The organism is Sphaerisporangium album (genome assembly GCF_003323745.1).
Lineage (GTDB): Bacteria > Actinomycetota > Actinomycetes > Streptosporangiales > Streptosporangiaceae > Sphaerisporangium > Sphaerisporangium album.
Map to the genome: position 1 here is coordinate 20,433 of NZ_QOIL01000029.1, position 23,282 is coordinate 43,714.

Annotated in this window: 18 protein-coding genes; 13 read left to right on the plus strand and 5 right to left on the minus strand. The window is 71.0% G+C overall.

Annotation, left to right across the window (positions count from 1 at the left end):
• Positions 1-134: 134 nt before the first annotated feature.
• The 6 genes from purQ (at position 135) to DQ384_RS35940 (ending at position 10,491) form a co-directional block, all read left to right on the plus strand.
• Positions 135-818 (plus strand): phosphoribosylformylglycinamidine synthase subunit PurQ, encoded by a 684-nt coding sequence (purQ, locus tag DQ384_RS35915; protein WP_114033344.1) that lies wholly within the window; start codon positions 135-137, stop codon positions 816-818.
• A 32-nt stretch (positions 819-850) separates the two neighbouring features.
• Positions 851-3,106 (plus strand): phosphoribosylformylglycinamidine synthase subunit PurL, encoded by a 2,256-nt coding sequence (gene purL, locus DQ384_RS35920; RefSeq protein ID WP_114033345.1) that lies wholly within the window; start codon positions 851-853, stop codon positions 3,104-3,106.
• A gap of 443 nt (positions 3,107-3,549) precedes the next feature.
• On the plus strand, positions 3,550-5,526 hold the full coding sequence (locus DQ384_RS35925; protein ID WP_245967036.1) for an ABC1 kinase family protein: 1,977 nt from the start codon (positions 3,550-3,552) through the stop codon (positions 5,524-5,526).
• A gap of 204 nt (positions 5,527-5,730) precedes the next feature.
• Entirely contained in the window at positions 5,731-7,821 is a 2,091-nt protein-coding gene (locus DQ384_RS35930) for an adenylate/guanylate cyclase domain-containing protein (protein ID WP_245967031.1), read from the plus strand.
• A gap of 171 nt (positions 7,822-7,992) precedes the next feature.
• The gene (locus DQ384_RS35935; protein WP_114033346.1) at positions 7,993-8,667 is read left to right on the plus strand and encodes a Crp/Fnr family transcriptional regulator; all 675 of its coding nucleotides are present in this window, start codon (positions 7,993-7,995) and stop codon (positions 8,665-8,667) included.
• A gap of 333 nt (positions 8,668-9,000) precedes the next feature.
• Entirely contained in the window at positions 9,001-10,491 is a 1,491-nt protein-coding gene (locus DQ384_RS35940) for an MFS transporter (protein ID WP_114033347.1), read from the plus strand.
• A 7-nt stretch (positions 10,492-10,498) separates the two neighbouring features.
• Here DQ384_RS35940 and DQ384_RS43865 read toward each other — a convergent pair whose 3' ends face one another.
• Entirely contained in the window at positions 10,499-11,164 is a 666-nt protein-coding gene (locus tag DQ384_RS43865) for a TetR family transcriptional regulator (RefSeq protein ID WP_281274174.1), read from the minus strand.
• 79 nt (positions 11,165-11,243) lie between these two features.
• On the opposite strand from DQ384_RS43865, the gene DQ384_RS35950 reads away from it, so the two are divergent.
• A complete protein-coding gene (locus DQ384_RS35950; protein ID WP_114033349.1) occupies positions 11,244-12,671 on the plus strand; it encodes a DHA2 family efflux MFS transporter permease subunit in 1,428 nt (475 codons plus the stop codon).
• 188 nt (positions 12,672-12,859) lie between these two features.
• On the plus strand, positions 12,860-13,663 hold the full coding sequence (locus DQ384_RS35955) for a hypothetical protein (RefSeq protein WP_114033350.1): 804 nt from the start codon (positions 12,860-12,862) through the stop codon (positions 13,661-13,663).
• A 158-nt stretch (positions 13,664-13,821) separates the two neighbouring features.
• Here DQ384_RS35955 and DQ384_RS35960 read toward each other — a convergent pair whose 3' ends face one another.
• Entirely contained in the window at positions 13,822-15,879 is a 2,058-nt protein-coding gene (locus tag DQ384_RS35960; protein ID WP_245967038.1) for a PhoX family protein, read from the minus strand.
• Positions 15,880-16,053: 174 nt separating this feature from the next.
• On the opposite strand from DQ384_RS35960, the gene DQ384_RS35965 reads away from it, so the two are divergent.
• Entirely contained in the window at positions 16,054-16,503 is a 450-nt protein-coding gene (locus DQ384_RS35965; RefSeq protein WP_114033351.1) for a sterol carrier family protein, read from the plus strand.
• A gap of 6 nt (positions 16,504-16,509) precedes the next feature.
• Here DQ384_RS35965 and DQ384_RS35970 read toward each other — a convergent pair whose 3' ends face one another.
• On the minus strand, positions 16,510-17,112 hold the full coding sequence (locus DQ384_RS35970; RefSeq protein WP_114033352.1) for a DUF4190 domain-containing protein: 603 nt from the start codon (positions 17,110-17,112) through the stop codon (positions 16,510-16,512).
• A gap of 187 nt (positions 17,113-17,299) precedes the next feature.
• Between DQ384_RS35970 and purF the strand changes: the two genes are divergently transcribed.
• Positions 17,300-18,745 (plus strand): amidophosphoribosyltransferase, encoded by a 1,446-nt coding sequence (gene purF / locus DQ384_RS35975; RefSeq protein ID WP_114033353.1) that lies wholly within the window; start codon positions 17,300-17,302, stop codon positions 18,743-18,745.
• 29 nt (positions 18,746-18,774) lie between these two features.
• Positions 18,775-19,803 carry a phosphoribosylformylglycinamidine cyclo-ligase gene (gene purM, locus DQ384_RS35980; protein WP_114033440.1) on the plus strand — a complete coding sequence of 343 codons (1,029 nt, stop codon included), beginning with the start codon at positions 18,775-18,777 and terminating at the stop codon, positions 19,801-19,803.
• A gap of 219 nt (positions 19,804-20,022) precedes the next feature.
• Here the strand turns inward: purM and DQ384_RS35985 are convergent, their stop codons facing one another.
• Together DQ384_RS35985 and DQ384_RS35990 are read right to left on the minus strand one after the other, a co-directional pair.
• Positions 20,023-20,247 carry a DUF3073 domain-containing protein gene (locus DQ384_RS35985; protein ID WP_114033354.1) on the minus strand — a complete coding sequence of 75 codons (225 nt, stop codon included), beginning with the start codon at positions 20,245-20,247 and terminating at the stop codon, positions 20,023-20,025.
• Positions 20,248-20,397: 150 nt separating this feature from the next.
• Positions 20,398-21,501 carry a Leu/Phe/Val dehydrogenase gene (locus tag DQ384_RS35990; RefSeq protein WP_114033355.1) on the minus strand — a complete coding sequence of 368 codons (1,104 nt, stop codon included), beginning with the start codon at positions 21,499-21,501 and terminating at the stop codon, positions 20,398-20,400.
• Positions 21,502-21,737: 236 nt separating this feature from the next.
• Between DQ384_RS35990 and DQ384_RS35995 the strand changes: the two genes are divergently transcribed.
• Together DQ384_RS35995 and bldC are read left to right on the plus strand one after the other, a co-directional pair.
• Positions 21,738-22,625 (plus strand): DUF8083 family protein, encoded by an 888-nt coding sequence (locus DQ384_RS35995; RefSeq protein ID WP_114033356.1) that lies wholly within the window; start codon positions 21,738-21,740, stop codon positions 22,623-22,625.
• Positions 22,626-22,946: 321 nt separating this feature from the next.
• Positions 22,947-23,150, plus strand: a complete 204-nt coding sequence (bldC, locus tag DQ384_RS36000) for a developmental transcriptional regulator BldC (protein WP_114033357.1) — start codon at positions 22,947-22,949, stop codon at positions 23,148-23,150.
• The last annotated feature ends 132 nt before the right edge of the window (positions 23,151-23,282 follow it).

Consider the following 23,282-nt stretch of genomic DNA (forward strand, 5'->3'; position numbering starts at 1 on the left):
TCGGTGCCGCCCGTCCGTGACCCGGTCCTCCCCGGGCCGGTCGGCAGGTAGCCTGAATGTACCGCCGCGAGACCGCCGTCCGATCTTGTGTGAGACGTCGGCGCGGCGTTCGCATGTGGAGGGGTACGAGAGCCATGGGTGCTGCCCGCGTGGGCGTGGTCACTTTTCCGGGAACTCTTGACGATCAGGACGCCGCCAGGGCCGTCCGGCACGCGGGCGGGGAGGCCGTCCCCCTCTGGCACGCCGATCATGATCTCAGGGGCGTGGACGCGGTTTTCCTGCCCGGAGGTTTCTCCTACGGCGACTACCTGCGCTGCGGGGCGATCTCCCGCTTCGCGCCGCTGATGGAGGAGCTGATCCCGGCGGCGCGCGCCGGGCTTCCCGTGCTCGGCACCTGCAACGGCTTCCAGATCCTGTGCGAGGCCCACCTGCTGCCGGGCGCGCTCACCCGCAACCAGGGGCTGCACTACGTCTGCCGCGACCAGCGCGTCCGCGTCGAGAACGCGACGACCGCCTGGACGGCCGACTACGCCCCCGGCCAGGAGCTGCTGCTGCCCGTCAAGCACGGCGAGGGCCGTTACGTCGCCGACGCCGCCACGATCGCCGCGCTGGAGTCCGGCGGCCAGGTCGTCTTCCGCTACCTCGGCGCCAACCCGAACGGCTCGATCAACGACATCGCGGGCATCAGCAACGAGGCGGGCAACGTCGTCGGCCTCATGCCCCACCCCGAGCACGCCGTCGAGGAGCTCACCGGAGCGCCCAGCGTGGACGGCCGGGGCTTCTTCACCTCGATCCTGAAGAGGTTCGTCAACCTGTGACCGACGCCACGAGCGCGCCGCGAGGAGCACACATGATCGACTCAGTCGAGCGGGCCGGCCAGACGCCCGACGAGCCGCAGCCGTACGCCGAGCTCGGCATGAAGGCCGACGAGTACGACCGGGTGCGGGCCATCCTGGGCCGCCGGCCCACGTCGTCCGAGCTCGCCATCTACTCGGTCATGTGGAGCGAGCACTGCTCCTACAAGTCCTCCAAGGTGCACCTGCGCCAGTTCGGCACCAAGGCCCCGAAGTCGGACGCCCTGCTGGTCGGCATGGGCGAGAACGCCGGCGTCGTCGACATCGGCGACGGCTGGGCCGCCACCTTCAAGATCGAGTCGCACAACCACCCGTCGTACGTCGAGCCCCACCAGGGCGCGGCGACCGGCGTCGGCGGCATCGTCCGCGACATCATGTCGATGGGCGCCCGGCCGATCGCCGTCATGGACTCCCTGCGGTTCGGCGCCCTGGACGCCCCCGACACCCGGCGGGTGCTGCCGGGCGTCGTCGAGGGCATCAGCTCCTACGGCAACTGCCTGGGCCTGCCCAACATCGGCGGCGAGGTCGTCTTCGACCCCTGCTACCTCGGCAACCCGCTGGTCAACGCGCTGTGCGTGGGCCTGCTGCGCAAGGATCAGATCAAGCTCGCCACCGCGCCCGGCCCGGGCAACAAGGTCGTGCTGTTCGGCGCGCGCACCGGTCCGGACGGCATCGGCGGCGCCTCGGTGCTCGCCTCGGCGACGTTCGAGGACGAGTCACACGCCAAGCGGCCCGCCGTGCAGGTGGGCGACCCGTTCATGGAGAAGCTCCTCATCGAGTGCTGCCTGGAGCTGTTCGAGGCCGACGTCGTCGTCGGCATCCAGGACCTCGGCGCGGCCGGGGTGTCCTGCGCGACGACCGAGCTGGCGGCCAAGGGCACGGGCGGCATGCGCGTCGACCTCGGCCTCGTCCCGCTGCGCGACCCCTCGCTCCTCCCCGAGGAGATCCTGATGAGCGAGTCGCAGGAGCGCATGATGGCCGTCGTGACGCCCGAGGACATCGACGCGTTCATGGCGATCTGCGCCCGCTGGGACGTCCCGGCCACGGTGATCGGCGAGGTCACCGACACCGGGCGGCTGGTGATGACCTGGAAGGACGAGGTCATCGTAGACATCCCGCCGGGCACCGCGGCCGACGAGGGCCCGGTGTACGAGCGGCCGTTCCACGAGCCCGCGGGCCAGGCGGCGCTGAACGCCGACGACGCCGCGCGCCTGCCGCGCCCTGCGGACCTGCGCGCCACACTGCTCCAGCTCCTCGGGTCGGCGAACCTCGCCTCCAAGGAGTGGGTCACCTCCCAGTACGACCGCTATGTCCGGGGCAACACCGTGCTCGCCATGCCGGCCGACGCCGGGGTGCTGCGCGTCGGCGAGGTCATGCCCGGCGCCGAGCAGACCGACCGCGGCCTCGCCCTGGCCACCGACGGCAACGGCAGGTACGCCCGCCTCGACCCGTACGCGGGGGCGCAGCTCGCGCTCGCCGAGGCCTACCGCAACGTGGCCGTCACGGGCGCGCGCCCGCTGGCCGTCACCAACTGCCTCAACTTCGGCTCCCCGGAGGACCCCGAGGTGATGTGGCAGTTCGCCGAGGCCGTGCGCGGGCTCGCGGACGCCTGCAAGACGCTCGGCGTACCGGTGACCGGCGGCAACGTCTCGTTCTACAACCAGACCGGCTCGACGGCGATCCACCCGACCCCCGTGGTGGGCGTGCTCGGCGTGCTGGACGATGTGCGCAGGCGGGTGCCGCACGGCTTCACCGCGCCCGGCCTGAAGATCGTCCTGCTGGGGGACACCGGCGAGGAGTTCGGCGGCTCCGAGTGGGCGCACGTCGCCCATGGGCACCTCGGCGGCCTGCCCCCGGTCGTCGACCTGGAGGCCGAGCGCGCGCTGGCCACCGTCCTGGCCGAGGCGGCCGGGCGCGGGCTGGCGGAGGGCTCGCACGACGTGTCCGACGGCGGCCTGGCCGTCGCCCTGGCCGAGGCCACGCTGGCGCGCGGGGTCGGCGCGACCGTCCGGCTCCCCCTGGAGGACGCCTTCACCGCGCTGTTCAGCGAGTCCACGGCCCGCGCCCTGGTCACCGTACGGCCGGAGGCGTTCGAGGAGCTGGCCGAGCTGTGCGCCCGGCACGAGGTCCCCTGCTACGGGCTCGGCACGACCGGTGGCACGGCGCTGACGGTCGAGGACGTGCTGGAGGTCCCGGTGGACGAGCTGCGCGCGGTGCAGGAAGCGCCGCTTCCGGCGGTCTTCGGGGCCTGAGCGCCGGCGTCGGCCGGGCGTCGGAGTCCGCCTTCGCAAAAGGCGGTGGATCCCCCCACAGATCCACCGCCTTCCGAAACGGGCGTCCGGTATTGGCATTTATCCGGCCGTGCCTGACAAAGTAACGGATGTTTCGGTCGCCCGTTAACGACCGGGCCGCAGGCGTGCAGCCCGCCAGGGCCGCGACTCCGGCGGGGGGACGCTAGTCGCAGGACCTCGACCCGGTGGCGGCGAGTTCGTAGGCCTTTCTCGACGAGGGTCGCCACGGCGCCGCCGTCGTCGCCTGGTTGACGGTGGCGACACAGACGGCAAGTGACAGATCACGCGGTAGGGTCGGCGCGGCAGCGACGCACGCCGCCACGTATCCGTACGAGAACGGCACGATGGACGGTACGGGAGGACTGCCCGTGGACCTCATGGTCTCTATCGTCATCGGCGTGACGATGGTCGTCATAATCGCCGGATTCGCCATGGCGGCCCGGCGGCTGCTCAACCTGCGGTTCGGCTTGTTCCGGGCGTTCCTGGCCGGAGCGCTGGCCTTCCTGCTGGCGGGCCCGCTCGCGCAGGCGCTGGCCGGGTCGGTGTCGCCGGACGACGCCGCCATCACCCCTCTGTGGTTCCTGATCCTGGCCGTGGCCTGCGCCCTGCTCGCGTCGATGGTGTTCCTCGCGGTCGCCGAGGCGCTCGTCCCCACCGGCTCGCTGCCCGGACCCGTCGAGTTCGTCAGGTCGCTGCGCGGCAGGATCGTCCGGTCACGCCGCTACTTCGCGATCATCCGCATCCTGGCTCGCCACGGCCTCGGACCGTACCTGCGCGGGCGCCGGCCGGACGTCGACGCCGCGTCCGGGCGGGCACGGCTCGCGCGGTCGCTGCGCCGGGCTCTGGACGAGGCGGGCGTCACCTTCGTGAAGATGGGACAGATCCTTTCCACCCGGCCCGACGTGCTGCCCGCCGAATTCGTGGACGAGCTGGCCCTGCTCCAGGACAAGGTGGCGCCCGCGCCGTGGGCCGAGGTCGAGCGCGTGCTCGCCGCCGAGCTGTCGGGGCCGGTCGAGGAGGTGTTCGCCGAGTTCGACCGGCAGCCGCTCGCGTCCGCGTCCATCGCCCAGGTGTACGCCGCGCGGCTGCACTCGGGCGCCCGGGTGGTGGTGAAGGTGCGGCGTCCCGGGATCACCGAGGTGGTCGAGCGCGACCTCGACATCGTGGCCAGGCTCGCCCGGACGCTCGACGTCCGTACGCGATGGGGGCGGGCGATCGGCGTCCGCGACCTGGCGCGCGGGTTCGCCGAGGCGCTGCGCGAGGAGCTCGACTTCCGGGTGGAGGCCGCGAACATGGCCGCCGTCGCCACGGGCTCGCGCGACGCGGCGGTTCACGTGCCCTCCTTGTACCCCTCCCTGTGCGGGCGCCGGGTGCTCGTGATGGAACGGCTGGACGGAGCGCCCCTGGGCGCCGCCTCAGTGCCGGGCGAGACCGCACAAGACAAGGCGGATCAGCCGGGGCGCGGGGATCAAGCGGTCCCGATCGATGGGACGGATCGGGCGGCGCTGGCGCGCACGCTGCTGGACGCGCTGCTCCGGCAGATCATGCTGGACGGCGTCTTCCACGCCGACCCGCACCCCGGGAACATCATGCTGCTCGCCGACGGGCGCCTCGGCCTGCTCGACTTCGGTTCGGTCGGGCGGCTGGACGCCTCGCTGCGCGCCTCCCTCCAGCGGCTGCTGCTGGCGATGGACCGGGGAGACCCTCTCGCCGTGTCGGACGCCCTGCTTGAGGTCGTGCCGCGCCCCGACGAGATCGACGAGCGGCGGCTCGAACGCGAGCTGGGGCGGTTCATGGCCCGTCACATGAGCGGCGGCGGGGGGCTGGACGGCGCCCGGATGTTCACCGACCTGTTCCGCATCGTCTCCGGTCACGGCCTGTCCGTCCCGCCGGAAGTGGCCGCCGTCTTCCGCACCCTGGCGACGGTGGAGGGCACGCTGACCCGGCTCGCACCCGGGTTCGACCTGGTCGCCGAGGCGCGGGCGTTCGCCGCACGCCACTTCGCCGAGCAGCGGGACGCCGCGACGCTCAGGCGGGCCGTCACCGACGAGATGGCGGCGCTCCTGCCCATGCTCCGCAGGTTGCCGCGCCGGGTGGAGCGCATCATCGGCGCGGCCGAGCACGGGCGGCTCAGCGTCAACGTGCGGTTGTTCGCCGACGAGCGGGACCGCACGCACGTCACCGGCATGCTGCACCAGGTGCTGCTGACGGTGCTGGCCGCCACCACCGGGATCATGGCGGTGCTGCTCCTCGGCATCGACAGCGGGCCGAAGGTCACCGACCAGGTCACGCTGTACCAGCTCTTCGCCTACAACCTCCTGGTGGTCGCCTCGGTGCTGGCCCTGCGCGTCCTCGTGCTGATCTTCCGCCGCGACCCCTGACCCGCCGCCCGCCGTGAGACGTGCCTCCACCCGCCGCGTCACATGCCTGGTCTCGAATTGGCGGGCGCTCAGGCGGAGTCCCTTCCCTGAGCACCGTAGTAGTGCCCCGCGAGAAAGGTGGTGCGGCCGTCGCTCCGGGTCCTGCGGCGAGCGGGATAATCGCCACATCCGGCAGAACTCGACCGGCTGATGCGGAGGAGAACCGTGCCGTCGACCGATCACGCGGAGGTGTCCCCGACAGGCCACGCGGCCGGGGCTCCCCTCGAGGGCCCCGCGGACGATCCGTATCTGCCACCCGCCACCCAGCCGGTGCGCGGCGTCGTCTGGGCGCTCCACCTGGCGTTCCCGCTGCTCGGGCTGTGGCTGCTGCTGACCTACCCTGACCCGCTGAACATCCGCTGGCAGCACCCGCCGAGCCACTTCCTGCTGATCGTCGCCGTCGCGGGCGTCAACGTGGTCCTCGGCCTGATGATCAGCCAGGCGGCCGCCCGCCGCCAGGACGCCCGGCTGCTGCTCGTCTCGCTCGTCTTCCTCGGCAGCGCCGGGTTCTTCCTGCTGCACGGCCTGGCGACGCCCACGATCATCTTGGAGCGTGGCAGTTACGGCTTCGACATCGGCCAGCCGGTCGGCCTGACGTTCGCCTCGGTCCTGGCGTTCGTCTCCTCCCTGCCGCTCGGCGAGCGGGCGGCGGCCGCGATCCTCGCCAGGGCCGACCTGCTGCGCGCCGGCCTGGTCGTGATCCTGGTCGCCTGGGGCTGGGCCTCGCTGGTCGAGGGCCTGACGCCGCTCAGCGACGTGCCTCCCCCCGGTGGGGCGACCATCGGCTTCTTCTCCTGGATCGGCGCCGCGCTCTACGCCCTGTCCGCCGCGCTGATGTTCCGCATCCACCGCAGCCGCCCCTCGGCCATGCTCGTCAGCCTCGTCACCGCGTACGCGCTGCTGGGCGAGGCGATGGTCGCCGGGTTCTTCCGCCCCAACTGGCTGATGTCGTGGTGGGAGTGGCACCTGCTGCTGACGCTGGCGTTCGTGTTCGTCGCCTACAGCGCCTACATCCAGTTCCGGCGCGAGGGCTCCAGCCAGGGCCTGTTCGACTCGGTGGCGCTGGCGGCGACGATCCGCCGCATCCAGGCGCGGTACGACGAGGCGCTGGAGGAACTCGTCGGCCACCTGCGGCGCATGGGGGAGAGCGGGTCGTCCTCGGGCCCGCCGGTGGCCACCCGGCTGGCGGGCAAGTTCCGCCTGAACGAGGGCCAGGCCGCCGTGCTGGACCGCGCGGGGCAGGCCCTGGCCGCCGAGCGCGAGCTGTCGGCGCGGCTCGGCGCGCTGGTCGACGTCGGACGCCGCGCGCGGGTCGGCCTGGGCGAGGAGGAACTGCTGGCCGGGTCGCTGGAGCGGGTCCGGCAGGCGTACGGGGACGTGCGCATCGGGCTGGTGTCGAACGGGCAGGTGACGGTCGGCGAGCGGCGGTTCGGCGTGGACGACTTCAAGGAGGCCGAGGTGATCAGCGGCGACGGGGCCGTCGTCCACCCGCTGACCGTGAAGGGCGTGCTGGCCGGGGCCCTGGAGGTGCCCGTCGGCACCACCCGCCAGGACGAGGCGCTCGCCGCCACGCTGGCGAGCCAGCTCTCCATCGCGCTGGAGAACGCCCGGCTGTACCGCGAACTGGAGACGCTCTTCCGGCAGTACATGTCGCCGGACGTCGCCGCGTCGCTGCTGGCCGACCCCGACCAGGCCGCGCTCGGCGGGTCGCTGGTCGAGCTGACCGCGTTGTTCGCCGACCTGAAGGGTTTCACGACGTTCTCCGAGCGCGTCGAGCCGGGCGAGATCGTCGAGATGCTGAACCGCTACCACGGGGCCGCCGTGCCGTGCGTGCTTGAGCACGGCGGGACGATCGTGCAGTTCGTCGGCGACGCCCTGCTCGCCCTGTTCAACGCCCCGGCGGCGCAGGAGATGCACGCCGCCCAGGCGGCGCGGGCGGGCCTCGCCATGCAGGCGGCCGCGGAGGAGATCGCGGCGGGCAACCCCGGGTACCCGAGGTTCCGCATCGGCATCAACACCGGCCTGGCGCTCGTGGGCAACATCGGCGCCCCCGAGCTGCGCGGGTTCAACGCGATGGGGGACGCCGTCAACGTCGCCGCGCGCCTGGAGTCCATGGCCGAGCCGGGGACGGTGGTCATCGGGGCCACGACCCATGCGCAGCTCGGCCCTGGCGCCCAGGTCCGTCCTCTGGGGGCGCTGACGCTCAAGGGCAAGGAGCAGAGTGTCGAGGCGTTCGTCCTCACCGCGCTCGACTGAGGGTGCGGTGCGCGTGGTCGCCCACGGGCGGAGGAGGCGGTTTTCCACAGGCTGGGGACGCGGCGCGCGTCCGAACGCGTAGTTGTCCACAGGCGGGAATACGACGTCTCCGCGCGTGAGACCAGCCGGGATAATCGGGAACGTTCCCTCGCCGCGTTCTTTGGAGAACCGATGACGCCCCACCCCTCCCCCGAGCCGGGGGAGTTTCTCTCCCTGCTCACCGCGGACGAGATCGCCGACCTCACGGCCGCGGGCCGTAAGCGCCGGTGGGATCGCGGCGCCACCGTGATGGCCGAGGGCGACACCGCCGACTGGGTGCTCGTGCTGACCTCGGGCCGGGTCAAGGTCTCCTCGCACACCGCCGGGGGCACCGAGGTCGTGCTCGCCATCCGGGGCCCGGGCGCGCTCCTCGGCGAGATGTCCGGCATCAGCGACGAGCCCCGCTCGGGCACGGTCACCGCGCTGGAGCCCGTCGAGGGCGTCGTGGTCCGCGACTTCGCGGCCTTCCTGCACGAGCACGGCCGCGTCGCCGTCCTGCTCCTGCGCCTCCTCGTCGGCCGCCTGCGCGACTCCGACCGCAAGCGCATCGAGTACGGCGCGTTCGACACCACCGGCCGGGTGGCCACGCGCCTGGTCGAGCTGGCCGAGCGCTTCGGCGAGCCGACCAACGGCGGCGTCAAGGTCGCGCTCCCGCTCTCGCAGGACGAGCTGGCGGGGTGGACGGGCGCGTCCCGCGAGGCGGTCAGCAAGGCCCTGCGCTCGCTGCGCGACCGCGGCCTGATCGAGACGGGCCGCCGGCGCGTGGTCATCTACGACCTCGAAGGCCTGCGCAGGCGCGCCCGCTGACCTCTCCGCCCGGTGCGCGGAGCCCAGTGCGCGGAGCCCAGTGCGCGGAGCCCAGTGCGCGGAGCCCAGTGCGCGGAGCCCAGTGGGCGGGCTCAGTGGGCCGAGTCAGTGCGCGGAGTTCAATGAGCCGAGTTCAGGAAGTCAGAGACGTCGAGGCGATCGGGTTCCCCGCTGGTCGCGAGGGGAGGCGGCGTCGCGCGCGGCCTGACCTAGGGAAGGTTTCACCCGCTGCCCCGGGACACGGGTGTGCTGACGTTATATACAGATCGTTGCCCCTATATCTAAGCAATTAGCCGACAAATACGGACGTAAGGCTTACATCAGACTAGGGGCATGGTCGCCCATCCGCTCGAACAGGCCACTCCCCTCGTGCCCGGAACACCCGAGTACGCGAAGAAGCTCCGATACGCCTGGCGGGTGTGCTCGGTCACCAGCCTCGGCCTCGTCCTCATCGGCATCAACGCGAGCACGCTGAACGTCGCCCTCCCGGCCGTCGTGCGGCACTTCGAGGCCGACGCGCTGGCCTCGTCCTGGATCCTGCTGTCGTACCTGCTGATCAACACGGCGACGCTGGTCTTCTTCGGGCGCGTGGCGGACCTGCTCGGGCGGCGCGAGGTCTACCTCGCCGGTTTCGCGCTGTTCATCGTCGCCTCGCTGCTGGCCGGGCTGTCGCCGAACGTCGGCTTCCTGATCGTCATGCGCGGCCTGCAGGCGCTCGGCGCCGCGATGATCCTCGCCAACGGCACGGTCATCATCACCGGCGCCTTCCCGCCGGACCGCCTCAGCCAGGGCATGGGCGTGTACATCGGCACGCTGTCGGTGGCCCAGCTCGCCGGGCCCACCCTCGGCGGCCTGATCGCCGAGGCCGCCGGCTGGCAGTGGGTGTTCTGGGTCAACGTCCCGGCCGGGGTCGTCGGGCTCGTCTGGGGCTGGGCGACGCTGCGCCGCGTCCCCGCGGGCCCGCGCACGCCGGTGGACGCGGCCGGCAACCTCATCGTCTTCGCCGCGCTGTCGGCGGTCCTCATCGCCCTCTCCGACGCCGGCGCGAACGGCCCGGCGAGCCCGGTCTTCCTCACCGGGACACTGATCTTCCTGGTCCTCGTCCCCGTGCTGGTCGTCGTCGAGCGCCGGGCCTCGCACCCGGTGCTCGACGTCCGCCTCTTCGGCGAGCGCATGCTGACGTTCGCCAACCTCGCGTCCTTCTGCGCGGCGCTGTCCCGCTCGGCGCTCGTCCTGCTGGTCGCCCTGTACTTCCAGGCCGCGCGCGGGATGGACGCGTTCACGGCCGCGATGGGCGTGCTCCCGGTGCCCATCGGCATGGCGCTCGCCTCCCCGATCGCGGGCGCCCTCGGACGGCGCGTCTCGCCGTACGTCCTGTCCGTCGGCGGCTGCCTGCTCAACTTCGGCGGCCTGGCCTGCCTGACGCTGTCGGTGGACGCCGCCACGCCGTACTGGATCATCGGCACGGGCCTGTTCCTCTCGGGGTGCGGCAACGGGACGTTCCTCACCGGCAACACGACGCAGGTGATGAGCGCGCTGCCGCCGGGCAGCCTCGGCGTGGTGAACGGCTTCCGGCTCATGATCATGAACGTCGGCATCGTGCTCAGCGTCGCGACCACGCTGAGCGTGCTGACCAGCGCGCTCTCCCCCGCCCTCAGGAACCTGGTGTACGCCGGCACGCTGTCGCGGCTGTCCCCCGTGGCGGTCCAGCACCTCATGTCGGGTTTCCAGCGGACGTACCTCGTGCTCACGACGGTCGCGCTCGCGGGTGTCGTCACGGCCGCCTGCGCCCGCCCGAGCGCGAAGCGCGCCGCGTCCGGCTAGACCTGTTTCACTCCCGGCACCGCGCCAGGGCCTCGACGCCCTCCATCATCAGGTCGACGCCGAACGCGAAGTAGTGGTCGAGGTCGGGCGGCGCGCCCAGCGTGGCGCCGTACTCGACCATGTGCGGGTAGCGGTCGCGCGGCATCGACTCCAGGTGCAGCCTGCGCAGCCGCAGCATCTCGGCCTGCTCGGCCTCCGGCATGCCGACCGGGCACCCCGGCTGGTACTTGACCAGGGCGATCGAGGCGTTGAGCAGGTAGGACGAGATGTAGTAGCCCTCGCTCAGGGTGAACCCGGCCGTGGTGAGCGCGTCCAGGGCCGCCTCGGTCGCGCGCTTGAAGCTCTCCACGTCGCGCTTGTCCTCGACCGCGGTGAGGAAGGCGGGCAGGGAGGGATGCTCGCGCATCGTCCGGACGAGCGCCTCGACCATGCGGCGCAGCCGCTTCTGCCAGGGGTCGCCCGGGGAGACGTCCGCCGTCACGCCGGCGAGCAGATGCTCGGCGAGCGCCCACACCAGCTCGTCCTTGTTCTTGAAATGCCAGTACAGCGCCATGGGAGTGACGCCCAGACGGCCCGCCAGCCGCCGGATCGTCAGCGACTCGACGCCTTCCTCGTTGGCGAGCTCCAAGGCCCGTTCGACCACGCTGTCGCGGGTCAGTTTCTCTGCGGCCACTTGACAACTATACGGGGTACAGGATCTCCTGTACGACGTACATGTACGACGTACAAGTACAGCGTAGAGGAGATTTTCTGTGAATCGCAGATGGTGGGCTCTGGTGGCGGTCTCGCTCGCCACCTTCATGACTTACCTGGACAACAACGTCGTCAACGTGGCCCTGCCGACCATCCAGCGGGACCTCGGGCTGACGATCTCGGGGCTTGAGTGGATCGTCAGCGGCTACATGCTGGTGTTCGCCGGGCTGCTGATGGCCGGCGGGCGGCTCGCCGACGTGTTCGGCCAGCGGCGCGTCTTCCTGACCGGCCTCGCCGTCTTCACGCTGGCCTCGGCGGCGGCCGGCCTGTCGGGGGACGGGACGACGCTGATACTCAGCCGTGGGTTGCAGGGCGTCGGCGCCGCGCTGCTGACCCCCACAGCGCTCGCACTGATCCCCCAGCTCTTCCCCGACCCGCGCGAGCGGGGCACGGCGGTCGGCATCTGGAGCGCCATCGGCGGCCTCGCGCTCGCCCTCGGCCCTCTGACCGGCGGGTTCATCAGCGAGAACTGGCACTGGGGCTGGATCTACCTGATCAACGTCCCGATCGGCCTCATCACCTTCGCGCTCGCCGCCTGGGCCATGCGCGGGTCGAGCCCCACCGTCCGCCACCGCCTGGACGTCCCCGGCCTGCTGGCCTCCTCGCTCGGGCTGTTCGCGCTGACGTACGCGCTCATCGAGGGCGAGAGCCGGGGCTGGACGTCCGCGGTCATCCTCGGGTCCTTCGCGGCGGCGGCGGTCGCGGCGGCGGCATTCGTCCTGATCGAGACCCGCGCCAAGGAGCCGATGATCGACCTGTCGCTGTTCCGGGAACGCGTCTTCAGCGGCGGGCTGCTCTCCATGGGGCTGTGGGCGTTCGGCATCTTCGGCATCTACTTCTTCACCGCCCTGTGGCTCCAGAACGTCCTCGGCTTCACCCCGACCCAGGCCGGCGCGGCGTTCGTCCCCATGGCCCTGCTGATGGCCGCGCTCGCGACCGTCTCACCCCGCATCGCCGGCCGCCTCGGCACCGGCCCGACCGTCGCCCTCGGCCTCGGCCTGATGGCCGTCGCCGTGGTCGCGCTGAGCTTCGTCGGCGAGGGCGGCACGTACGTGCAGATCTTCCCCTGGCTGATGGTGTACGGCGTGGGGGCGGGCCTGCTCGTGCCCCTCACCAACGCGATCCTCGGAGCACTGCCGGAGGGCCGCGGGGGCGTCGCGTCCGGCGTGCTGAACGTCTCCCGGGAGGTGTTCGGCCTGCTCGGGGTCACCCTGCTCGGCGCGATCCTCAGCGCCCGCCAGAGCTCGTCCGCGGCCGGTGGCGCGGGTCCCCTCACGGCGTTCTTGGACGGGTACCAACTCGCGCTCGTCGTCGCGGCCGCGATCGTCGCGCTCGGCGTGCCGGTCAGCCTCATCTCCCTGCGCGCCCGGCGCGCCGCACCGCCCACCCCCGCGGACGCCCCGAAGATCCCCGAGCCCGTGGCCTGAACCTGACGCCGCCCCAGGGGCGAGTGCCGCCCACCCACAGCCGACGCTCGCCTTGACCGGCACGATGTGCACGGTCAGTGATTTGCCGATAACTTACCGTCATGCCTACTGCGCCGCATGAGGCATTGCACAGGATCTTCCAACGACGTACCGACCTGCTCGCTCGCGTCCTACGGAAAGAACTGGGCATGCCCCTGCCCGACCCGGTCAAGGTCGACATCATGAATGTCGACCTCACCGACCTGGAACCCGTCCCCCGCTGGGTCGACACCCTGGTGATGCTCCACTTTCCCGATACCCAGGTGATCGTCGCCGTCGAATCCCAGACCAAGAAGTCGGAGGAGAAACGCCGCCGCTGGGCGCGCTACCTGGCCCACCTGCACGACACCCACAGATGCGACGTGCTGCTGATCGTCACCAGCCGCAACGCCGCCACCGCGCGCTGGGCCCGCGATCCCTATGTGGTCGGCCTGCCCGAGTGGCCCGCCCTGACCGTCCGCCCCCTGGTGCTCGGCCCCGACAATGTCCCGGCCATCACCGACAAGGACAAGGCGGCCGATGACGTCTACTTCGCCATCCTGTCGGCAGTCGTACACGCGAGGTCACGAAACGTTGATGCGATACTGGACGTGCTGTCCGACGCACTTCGCGAAATCGACAAGCAAGAGGCCGCGGACCTGGCCGAGTTCACCGAGTCCGGTCTCGGCAAGGGACACGCACGGGACGTATGGAGGACGCTGATGGACACCAAAACCCACCCCTACATCTCCGAACTCCGCGCCAAAGGCCGCCAGGAAGGCCGCGAGGAAGGCCGCGAGGAAGGACTTGTCAAGGGGGAGGCCAAGTCCGTTCTGCTGGTGTTGGAGGGGCGGGGGCTCGCCGTCACCGACGTGCAGCGCGAGCGCATCTCCTCGTGCACCGACATCGGTCAGCTCGAACAGTGGCTTCGTCGCGCAGGTACCGTCGCGACCACCGACGAGTTGCTCGCCTGACGACCGTCCAGTCCTGACGACCGTCCAGTCCTGACGACCGTCCAGTCCTGACGACCGTCAGGGCCTTCCCTCACCCACGTCTCCATAAGTCCCCTCACCCCACGTCTCCGTAAGACCGCGCCGCCTTCCAGATGGTTCCGGGAGGCGGCGCGGGTGGGTCAGGAGCCGATCTTCTTGCCCTGCTTGTGCCAGGCGACGGCCACGGAGGGGCGGGGCTGGCCGGTGCCGCCGTCGGGCCAGTGGCTGGCGGGGTTGTCCGGGGTGGCGCCGGTGATCTCGCCCGGGTGCTGGACGGCGACGAACACGCTGAGCTGGTCCGGGGTGATCAGCGGGCCGCAGGTCTCGGCGCCGTAGGGCACCGTCAGGAACTGGCGGACGTGACCCCGGTCGGGGCCGGACAGCGGCATCGCGAACAGGCCGTCGTTCTTGCCGAGCGCGTTGCCGTCCGTGGCGATCCAGAGGTTGCCCTCGCGGTCGAAGGTGACGTTGTCCGGGCAGGAGATCGGCGAAACCTGGGTCTTGTCGAACCCGGCGAAGTACGTCGAGGGGTCGTTGGGGTCGCCGCAGACGAGCGGCAGCGCCCAGCGGAAGACCGTCGCGCCGGCGTCGTTCCCGTCCTCGGCGATCTCCAGGATGTGGCCGTGCCTGTTGGAGGCCCGCGGGTTGGCCTCGTCCGCGTTGGCGACGGCCCGGTTGCTGTTGTTGGTCAGCGCGGCGTAGATGTTGCCGTTGACCGGGTTGCGCTCGATGTCCTCCGGGCGGTCCATCTTGGTCGCGCCCACCTTGTCGGCGGCGATGCGCGTGTAGACCAGGACCTCCTGGGCGGTCATCCCGTCGACGAACGACCTGCTCCCGCTGACCAGGGGGACCCACTTGCCGGTGCCGTCGAAGGCGCCGTCGGCGGGGAGCTTGCCGGTGCCGTCGATCTCGGTGGCGGGGCTGTCACCGGTGAAGATCGCCACGTACAGGGTGCCCTCGTCGAGCAGGCCCCGGTTGTGCCGGTCGAAGCCGGGGATGTAGCGGTCCTTGGACACGAACTTGTAGATGTACTCGAACCGCCCGTCGTCGCCCATGTAGACGGCGACGCGGCGGTCCCGGGTCAGCGTGGTGGTGGCGGCCTCGTGCGCGAACCGGCCGAGCGCCGTGCGCTTGATCGGCGTCGAGTCGGGGTCGAACGGGTCGACCTCGACGACCCACCCGAAGCGGTTGATCTCCTGCGGGTGCTTGGCCAGGTCGAAGCGCTCCTCGACCCGGTCGAAGCGCCGGTTGCCGCTCGGGATGGCGGTGGTGGTGCTGATGCCGTACCGGGTGAGGTAGGGCTTCTGGGCGTCGGGGACGCCGTTGCCGCCGACGAAGTACTGGTTCCAGTTCTCTTCGCCGGTCAGCACGGTGTTCCACGGCGTCGTGCCGCCGCCGCAGTTGTTGAGCGTGCCGAACACCGTGGTGCCACGCGGGTCGGCCGCGGTCTTGAGCAGGGCGGACCCGGTGGCGGGGCCGCTGAACCGCATGGGGGTCTGGGCGGTGACGCGCCGGTTGTAGCGGCGGCGGCCGCGGGTGACGAGCTTCCACTCCCCGGACCAGCCGGCGCGCTCGATCTCGACGACGGAGCCACCATGGGCGGCCATGCCGATCTTGACCTGCTCCAGCGGGACGGTGTCGCCGCTGGTCCAGCCGCGGAACATGAGGTTCTCGTCGGTGTACTCGTGGTTGACCCACAGCAGGCCCCGGTCGCGGCCGAGCGGGAAGAAGGTGACGTAGTCGCAGTTGTAGCCGAACTGCTTGGCCTGCGCCGCGGCGGTCTGGTGGTCGAAGTCGAACGCTGGCGCGTCCGGCAGGACCGGGTCGCCCCAGCGGACCACCACCGAGGAGGCGTAGCCGTCGGCGACGGTCAGGGCGTCGGCGGAGTTCGGCGCCACGGGCGTGAACCGCAGGCCGCCCTTCTGGTGCCCCCAGCCGAGGGTCTGCGCGGCGGCCTCGTCGCCGGGGTCGGCGAAGGCGGGTACGGCTGCGCCCGCGACACCCGCGGTGGCGACGAGCGTGCCGAGGGCTCCGGCCCGCAGCGCCCCCCTGCGCGAGAGGGTGTTCGTCAGGATGTCGTTGAAGTAGGGGTTGTCACTGGTGTTGGACACCTCGTGAGCGCAGGCGTTTCCACACCGGAACTGGCATGTCATCGCGTCCCGGCCGCCCATACGCGGTGCCGAGAGCAAAGGCAGCATTCTGCGCGGCGACGGGTTCGCCACTGGTCCCTCCAAGATCTTGCGGTGTATTCCTCGTCGGACCGTACGGCCGTCATCACAACGTGGCATGAACATCGGCTTCCAGCGGGGTGAACGGCGTTTCGCGCCCGGTGCCGTGCACGACAAAGGTCCCGTGCCGGGCAGGATAGAGGGATGCCCGCACGCAAGATCGACCCCGAACTGCTCCGCGCCGCGCTGGACGCGCAGCTGGCCGAGCTGGGCGAGCATCCCTACGACGGCCCCGCGCAGGCCGCCCCCGCCGCGGCCGTGGAGGTCGTCCTCGGCCTGTACGGGCGCGGGCTGCGTCCGGAGAAGGACCTCGCGCGGCTCGCGGTCCGCCACCTTCTGGAGCGCCTCGCCGAGCGGGCCCCCGGGCGGACGGTCGAGGTGCGCGTCCCGCCGTACGCCGCCGTCCAGTGCGTGCCCGGCCCCCGGCACACCCGGGGCACCCCGCCCAACGTGGTGGAGACGGACCCGCGCACCTGGCTGGAGCTCGCGACCGGGCGCGTCACCTGGGAGCAGGCGATGGACGCCGGTAAGATCAGCGCGAGCGGCACCCGTGCCGATCTGTCCGAGTTCCTCCCGCTGACCTCGCCGGAGTGACCCACGTCAGGGCGACGGCGTCTGGACGTTCACGCCGAGCTTGCGCTCGACGCACTGCTGCGCCTCTGCCTGCGTCGGCAGGTTGAAGCACTCCTGGAAGTTCGAGAAGAACCAGGTGAAGCCGACGACCGCGAGGACCAGCGCGAGGCCGCTGAGCACGATGCCGGTGATCGCGCGGCCCCGGTTGGTGTTCCTGACCAGGGCGATGATGCCGAGGATGATGCCGACGATCGCCGTCAGCACGCCGAGGCCGCAGATGAACAGCAGGAACAGGCTGACGATGCCGAGGACCAGCGAGGCGGTGCCGAGCCCGCCGCCGGGGCGGGCTCCGGGCGGCCACCCCCCGGGCGGTTGCCCGTAGGGAGGGCCTCCTCCGTACGGCGGCGGGCCGTACGGAGGCTGCTCACCCCCCGGGGGCCACCCGCCCGGAGGCTGGTCCCGGGGAGGCTGATCTCCGGGAGGCGGCCACCCGTAGGGAGGCCGGCCGCCCTCCCCATGGGGAGGGCGGTCACTCGGGGGCCGCTCGCCGTAGGAGGGTCCGCCGTCGTCGCGGCGACCGTGCTGGTCGCCCCACGGGTCCGGGTTGTTCGGATCGCCAGATGTCGTCACGGTCCGCTCTCTCGACCTGGGCATGCCTGACCCCCCACTCTCCCCCGGATCGGACGGCATGCCTACAGGACACGGCGAAACGGCGGCGAACTTTGCCCGACGACCGGCGTGGGCGCGCCCACGTGTGACCACCTTGGCCCGCCCCGGACGCACCCGGGTTACCAGGTAGTCAAACCCCCAACTTAGAATGAAGCACGTGCTAAAGGGCGACGGCCGGCTAGGCCATGACCTTGACCCCCAGGACCGCGCTCCCCAGGACGCCTGCGGCGTCTTCGGAGTGTGGGCCCCTGGGGAGGACGTCTCCAAGCTCACCTACTACGGGCTGTACGCGTTGCAGCACCGCGGCCAGGAGTCCGCGGGCATCGCGGTCAGCGAAGGCAGCAGAATCCTCGTCTACAAGGACATGGGCCTCGTCGCCCAGGTCTTCGACGAGTCGGTGCTCGGCACGCTGCGCGGGCACCTGGCCATCGGCCACTGCCGGTATTCCACGACGGGTTCGAGCGTCTGGGAGAACGCGCAGCCGACGCTCAGCTCCAGCGACGGAGGCGGCCTGGCGCTCGCCCACAACGGCAACCTGATCAACACGCCCGACCTGATGGCACGCCTGCCGTCGGGCGCCACCCGGGCGACCACCGACACCGAGGTGCTCACGTCGCTGCTGGCCCGCGACCCGGGCACGTCCATCGAGGACGCCGCGGCCGACCTGCTGCCGGAGGTCAAGGGCGCCTACTCGCTGGTCTTCATGGACGAGAAGACGCTGTACGCCGCCCGCGACCCGCAGGGCATCCGCCCGCTGGTGCTCGGCCGCCTGGACCGCGGCTGGGTGGTGGCCTCCGAGACGGCCGCGCTCGACATCGTGGGCGCCGTGTTCACCCGCGAGATCGAGCCGGGCGAGCTGCTGACGATCGACGAGCGGGGCGTGCGCTCGCGCCGGTTCGCCCTCGCCGAGCCCAAGGGCTGCCTGTTCGAGTACGTCTACCTGGCCCGTCCCGACACCACGATCGCGGGGCGCGGCGTGCAGGCGACGCGCGTGGAGGTCGGCCGCAAGCTGGCCCGCGAGCACCCTGTGGAGGCCGACCTGGTCATCCCGACCCCCGAGTCGGGCACGCCCGCCGCGATCGGCTACGCGCAGGAGAGCGGCATCCCGTACGGCCAGGGCCTGGTCAAGAACTCCTACGTCGGCCGCACGTTCATCCAGCCCTCGCAGACGATCCGCCAGCTGGGCATCCGCCTCAAGCTGAACCCGCTGCGGGAGGTCATCGCGGGCAAGCGCCTGATCGTCGTGGACGACTCGATCGTGCGCGGCAACACCCAGCGCGCGATCGTCAAGATGCTCCGCGAGGCCGGCGCGACCGAGGTGCACGTGCGCATCAGCTCGCCGCCGGTGTCCTGGCCGTGCTTCTACGGCATCGACTTCGCCACGAAGGCCGAGCTGATCGCCGGGTCGCTGGAGGTCGAGCAGATCCGCGAGTCCATCGGTGCCGACTCGCTCGGGTTCATCTCGCTCGACGGGCTGACCGAGGCCACCACGCTGCCCGCCGAGCGGCTGTGCCGCGCGTGCTTCGACGGCTCGTATCCGATCCCGATCGACCGCGACAACGTGGGCAAGTTCGTCCTCGAGGCCAAGGCGTGACGGGCCAGGTGGCCGGGGGCGACTCTGGCGTGAGCAGCTACGCGGCGGCCGGCGTCGACATCGAGGCGGGCGACCGCGCGGTCGAGCTGATGAAGTCGCGGGTGGCGCGGTCGCGGCGGCCCGAGGTGGTGGACGACGCCAGCGGGTTCGCCGGCCTCTTCGACGCCTCGGCCTTCCTGCGCTACACCCGTCCCCTGCTGGCGACCTCCACCGACGGCGTCGGCACCAAGGTCATGCTGGCCCAGGCCCTGGGCAAGCACGACACGATCGGCATCGACCTGGTCGGCATGGTCGTGGACGACCTGGTGGTGTGCGGGGCCGAGCCGCTGTTCATGACCGACTACATCGCCTGCGGCAAGGTGGTGCCCGAGCGCGTCGCCGAGATCGTCGGCGGGGTCGCCGAGGGCTGCCGCCTGGCGGGGTGCGCCCTGGTGGGCGGCGAGACGGCCGAGCACCCCGGGGCCATGGGGCCGGACGAGTACGATCTGGCCGGCGCGGGCACCGGCGTGGTCGAGGCGTCCGAGCTGCTCGGGCCCGCCCGCGTGCGGCCGGGCGACGTCGTGCTGGGCCTGGCGTCGTCCGGGGTCCACTCCAACGGCTACTCGCTGGTGCGGCACGTGCTGCGCACGGCGGGCCTGGAGCTGGAGGGGTCGCTTCCCGAGCTCGATCGCACGCTGGGCGAGGAGCTTCTGGAGCCGACGCGCATCTACTCGCTCGACTGCCTGGAGCTCACGCGGCGTACGGAGGTCCACGCCTTCGCCCATATCACAGGGGGCGGGCTGGCCGCGAACCTCGCACGGTCGCTGCCCGGCTCGGTGGACGCGCTGCTCGACCGCGCGTCGTGGACGCCCCCGGCGATCTTCGAGGTCATCGGGGGGTACGGCCGGGTGCCGGCCATCGAGATGGACCGGACGTTCAACCTCGGCGTGGGCATGTGCGCGGTCGTGCCGGCCGAGTCGGCCGACCAGGCGCTCAAGGTCCTGCGCGAGCGGGGGCAGGACGCCTGGGTGCTGGGCGAGATCGTCCCGGGCACCGGCGAGGCCCGCTTCACGGGCTGACGGCCTTCGGCCCCGCCCGCATGGCCGGGGCCGTCGAGCCCATGATCAAGGTGGCAGGGGTCCAGGGCGGCGCATGGCCGCGATCTACGCGAATGTGTTCGGGCACGACGAAGAGCTCCTCGCCATCCAGGATGACAAGGAGCTCTTCAGGCGCGCGAAGGAGGCACTCGGCGAGCCATCGTTCACCGGGTGCCCTACCAGCGTCAACCCGAAAATCGCCTATCGGCGGCGGGACCTGTCGTCCTCGTCGTCATCGCCGATCTCGCTGGCGTAATCGGCGTACCGATCGGCCAGTTCGTGGTCGACGTCGTCATCATCGTGTCGGTTGGAGTCGTGATTGACTCCGAGCTCCTCGCGAAGACGGTCAAGATCGGTGCCGCCACTGTTGTACTTGAGCTGGCGAGCAACCTTCACCTGCTTGGCCTTGGCTCGGCCGCGCCCCATCGGCTCGACCCCCTCATGCGGGGTCGTGCCCGACCCCTCGTCGCTAACGCATCACGCGCTGATGCCGCCTGACTTCCGGCGTCAGCTCTCGTTCGCCTACAACCGTACCTGTTTTGCGCGCCTCTCGGTACGCCGTATGGGCGTCCACAGTCAGCGGCCCAGCCAAATACCCCTAAGCCGACCGACTTCCGACATTCTGCGCTCCGCCAGCCTATCGGCCGCCGCCGCCGGTGGAACCCCTTCCTCTTCGGCGATCGTAAAGATCTTCAACGTCGTGTCGAAGATCTGCGTCGCCTTTGCCCTGGCGCGCTCCATGTTGAAGCCTTCGATCTCGTCGGCCACCTGGATCACGCCGCCGGAGTTGACGACGTAATCCGGAGCGTAAAGGATGCCTCGCTCCGCGAGCTGCTTCTCCACGCCGGGATGGGCGAGTTGGTTGTTGGCCCCACCGCACACGATCTTGGCGTGCAGCCCGGCGACCGCCGCGTCGTCGAGCGCGCCCCCCAGCGCGCACGGCGCGTAGACGTCGATGTCGGCCCGCTTCATCGCCGCGGCGTCCGCCACGACCTCGACCTCGGGGTGCACCTTGCGGACCCGCTCGACGGCCTCGGCGCTCACGTCGCAGATCACGACCTCGGCGCCGTCCGCCAGCAGGTGGTCGACCAGCCGGTACCCGACCTTTCCGACACCTTCCACGCCGACGCGCCTGCCCCGCAGCGTGGGGGAGCCGTAGACGTGCTCGGCCGAGGCGCGCATGCCCTGGAACACGCCGTACGCCGTGAGGATGGAGGAGTCGCCGGCGCCGCCGTGCGCGGGGGTGCGCCCGGTGACGTAGGGGGTCTCCCTGGCGATGATGTCCATGTCCTCGCTGTAGGTGCCCACGTCACAGGCGGTGAAGTAGCGGCCGCCCAGCGACTGGATGAAGCGGCCGTAGGCGCGCAGCAGCGCCTCGCTCTTGTCCTTGGCCGGATCTCCGATGATCACGGCCTTGCCCCCGCCCAGGTCGAGCCCCGCCAGGGCGTTCTTGTACGCCATCGCCCGCGAGAGGTTGAGCACGTCGGCGAGGGCCGTCTGCTCGTCCTCGTACGGGTAGAAGCGCGTGCCCCCGAGCCCGGGGCCGAGGGCGGTGTTGTAGATGGCGATGATCGCGCGCAGACCGCTGCGGTCGTCCGCGCAGAAGACGACCTGCTCGTGCCTGGCCTGTCCGATCGAGGGGCCTGCGTCCTGGTGGGACGGCCCGAAGACGTCGGTCACTGTGGTGACTCCCGGTCATTCCCGTCCGCCGCCTCGTCGCGGCGAATCCTGGAAAACCACATTATCCATCCGGCCTCGCCGGGACCATGATCGTCCATTTGCCGGAACTTCTGTCCCACCCATCGGGCGGTGAACCCCCGCGCGCCGGTGGTCGTCCCAGGCCGCGGCGGCGCCACTGAACGTGGTCGACCTCGCTCGCTCGCGTCGGCTCGCCGCTCCATGGCACCATTCGAGATGTGCTGCCCTACGCCGCCTATCTCCGTGTCTACGAGCCGTTGTCCGCGTTCACCGAGCGCGAGCGCACCTTCTGGGCGGCGTACGCCGACTCCAAGGACCGGCCGCGCCGCGCGTTCGCCCTGGAGGCCGAGCACGCGGAGGCCGTCCGGCGGCTGCTGGGCGTGCCACCGATGCCCGCGCCCGGGGCCGAGAGCGGTAACGCCTACCTGCGGCGCATCGAGGAGACCCTCTACGTCTGCCCCTGGCAGAGCAGGCTGAGGTCCTGGCTGGCCTTCGCCCGGTTCCGGGGCGCCACGCCGATCAAGCTGGCCGACCGCTTCGTGCCGAGGGCCATCGCCGAGCAGACCGCCGACGACTTCGACCGGTACAAGCAGAAGGGCGGCTCCTCCGCGCTGCGCACGCATATCCGCACGAGCACGTGGCACGTCCCGACGTCCTGGTTCGTGCCGTTCGACTCCGCCGAGCGGTGGCTCGTCCTCGGTCACCGTGAGGAGCCGTCCGCGGAGCCGTCCACCCCCACCACACCGACCACGACGGCCCCGGCCAGGAACCTGCTGTACGTGACGTCCATGGCGCAGGCGCGCCGCAGAGTCGCGCGGGCGCTGGTCGTGATCCGCAGGCACGTGGGCGAGGTCGGGACGCTGACCGACGTGGAAGAGGTCGGGCGCTGGCTGGAGGAGTTCCACCCGCACTCGCTGGTCGAGCTGGACTACGGCGGCCTCGTCCACGTGATGGACGACGCGACGCTCCAGGCCGACCAGTCGGCGGCCGAGCTGGCGGCGGCGCTCACCGGGTTGGACACGGGTCAAGAAGAACTGGCCTACGCCATGTATCAGCGCGTGATCGTCCGCTGGAAGTCAATACAAGCCCTCGAATCGGCGAACTGAACCGCAAATCATGCACGTGACCTGCAAAAGTAGGTAACGGGAGTCACCAGCTCGCTTCTGCGAACTGAGTAGTTTGCCGTTTTCACTGCGATACCACGAAACGTGTCGCTAGAATCACCGAGCGTGACATCAACCCGTGGACAAGGCGTTGTACTTTGAGGGCTCGCCAATCGCTCTACGTGGCTGTATGGTCACATCGGGTGATACCGCATACGGTCCAGAAAAATCCGTACGAACTGGATCATTGTGGGACATCCATGACAAGCGCCAACACAAGTCGCAGGATCGCTGTCGCCGGTCCACGGAGGAGAGGCCGCACAAATGTCAGCTCGTACACCCGAGGCCGAGCCACTGCTCACCCCGGCGGAGGTCGCCACCATGTTCCGCGTCGACCCCTCGACCGTTACTCGGTGGGCGAAGGCGGGCAAGTTGACGTCCATCCGCACCCTCGGAGGTCACCGGCGTTACCGGGAGACCGAGGTCCGTGCGCTGCTCGCGGGCATCCCGCAGCAGCGATCGGAGTGAGGGCGGGACCGTCAAGGACCTAGGGGGGAGAACCGGCGCGCTCGCGTCCCGTATGTGAGCGCGTCCACCACACACCCATGGCCGCGTGGGGGCGGGCCGGGGCTGTAGCGGTGGGCCACGTTGCCTCATCGC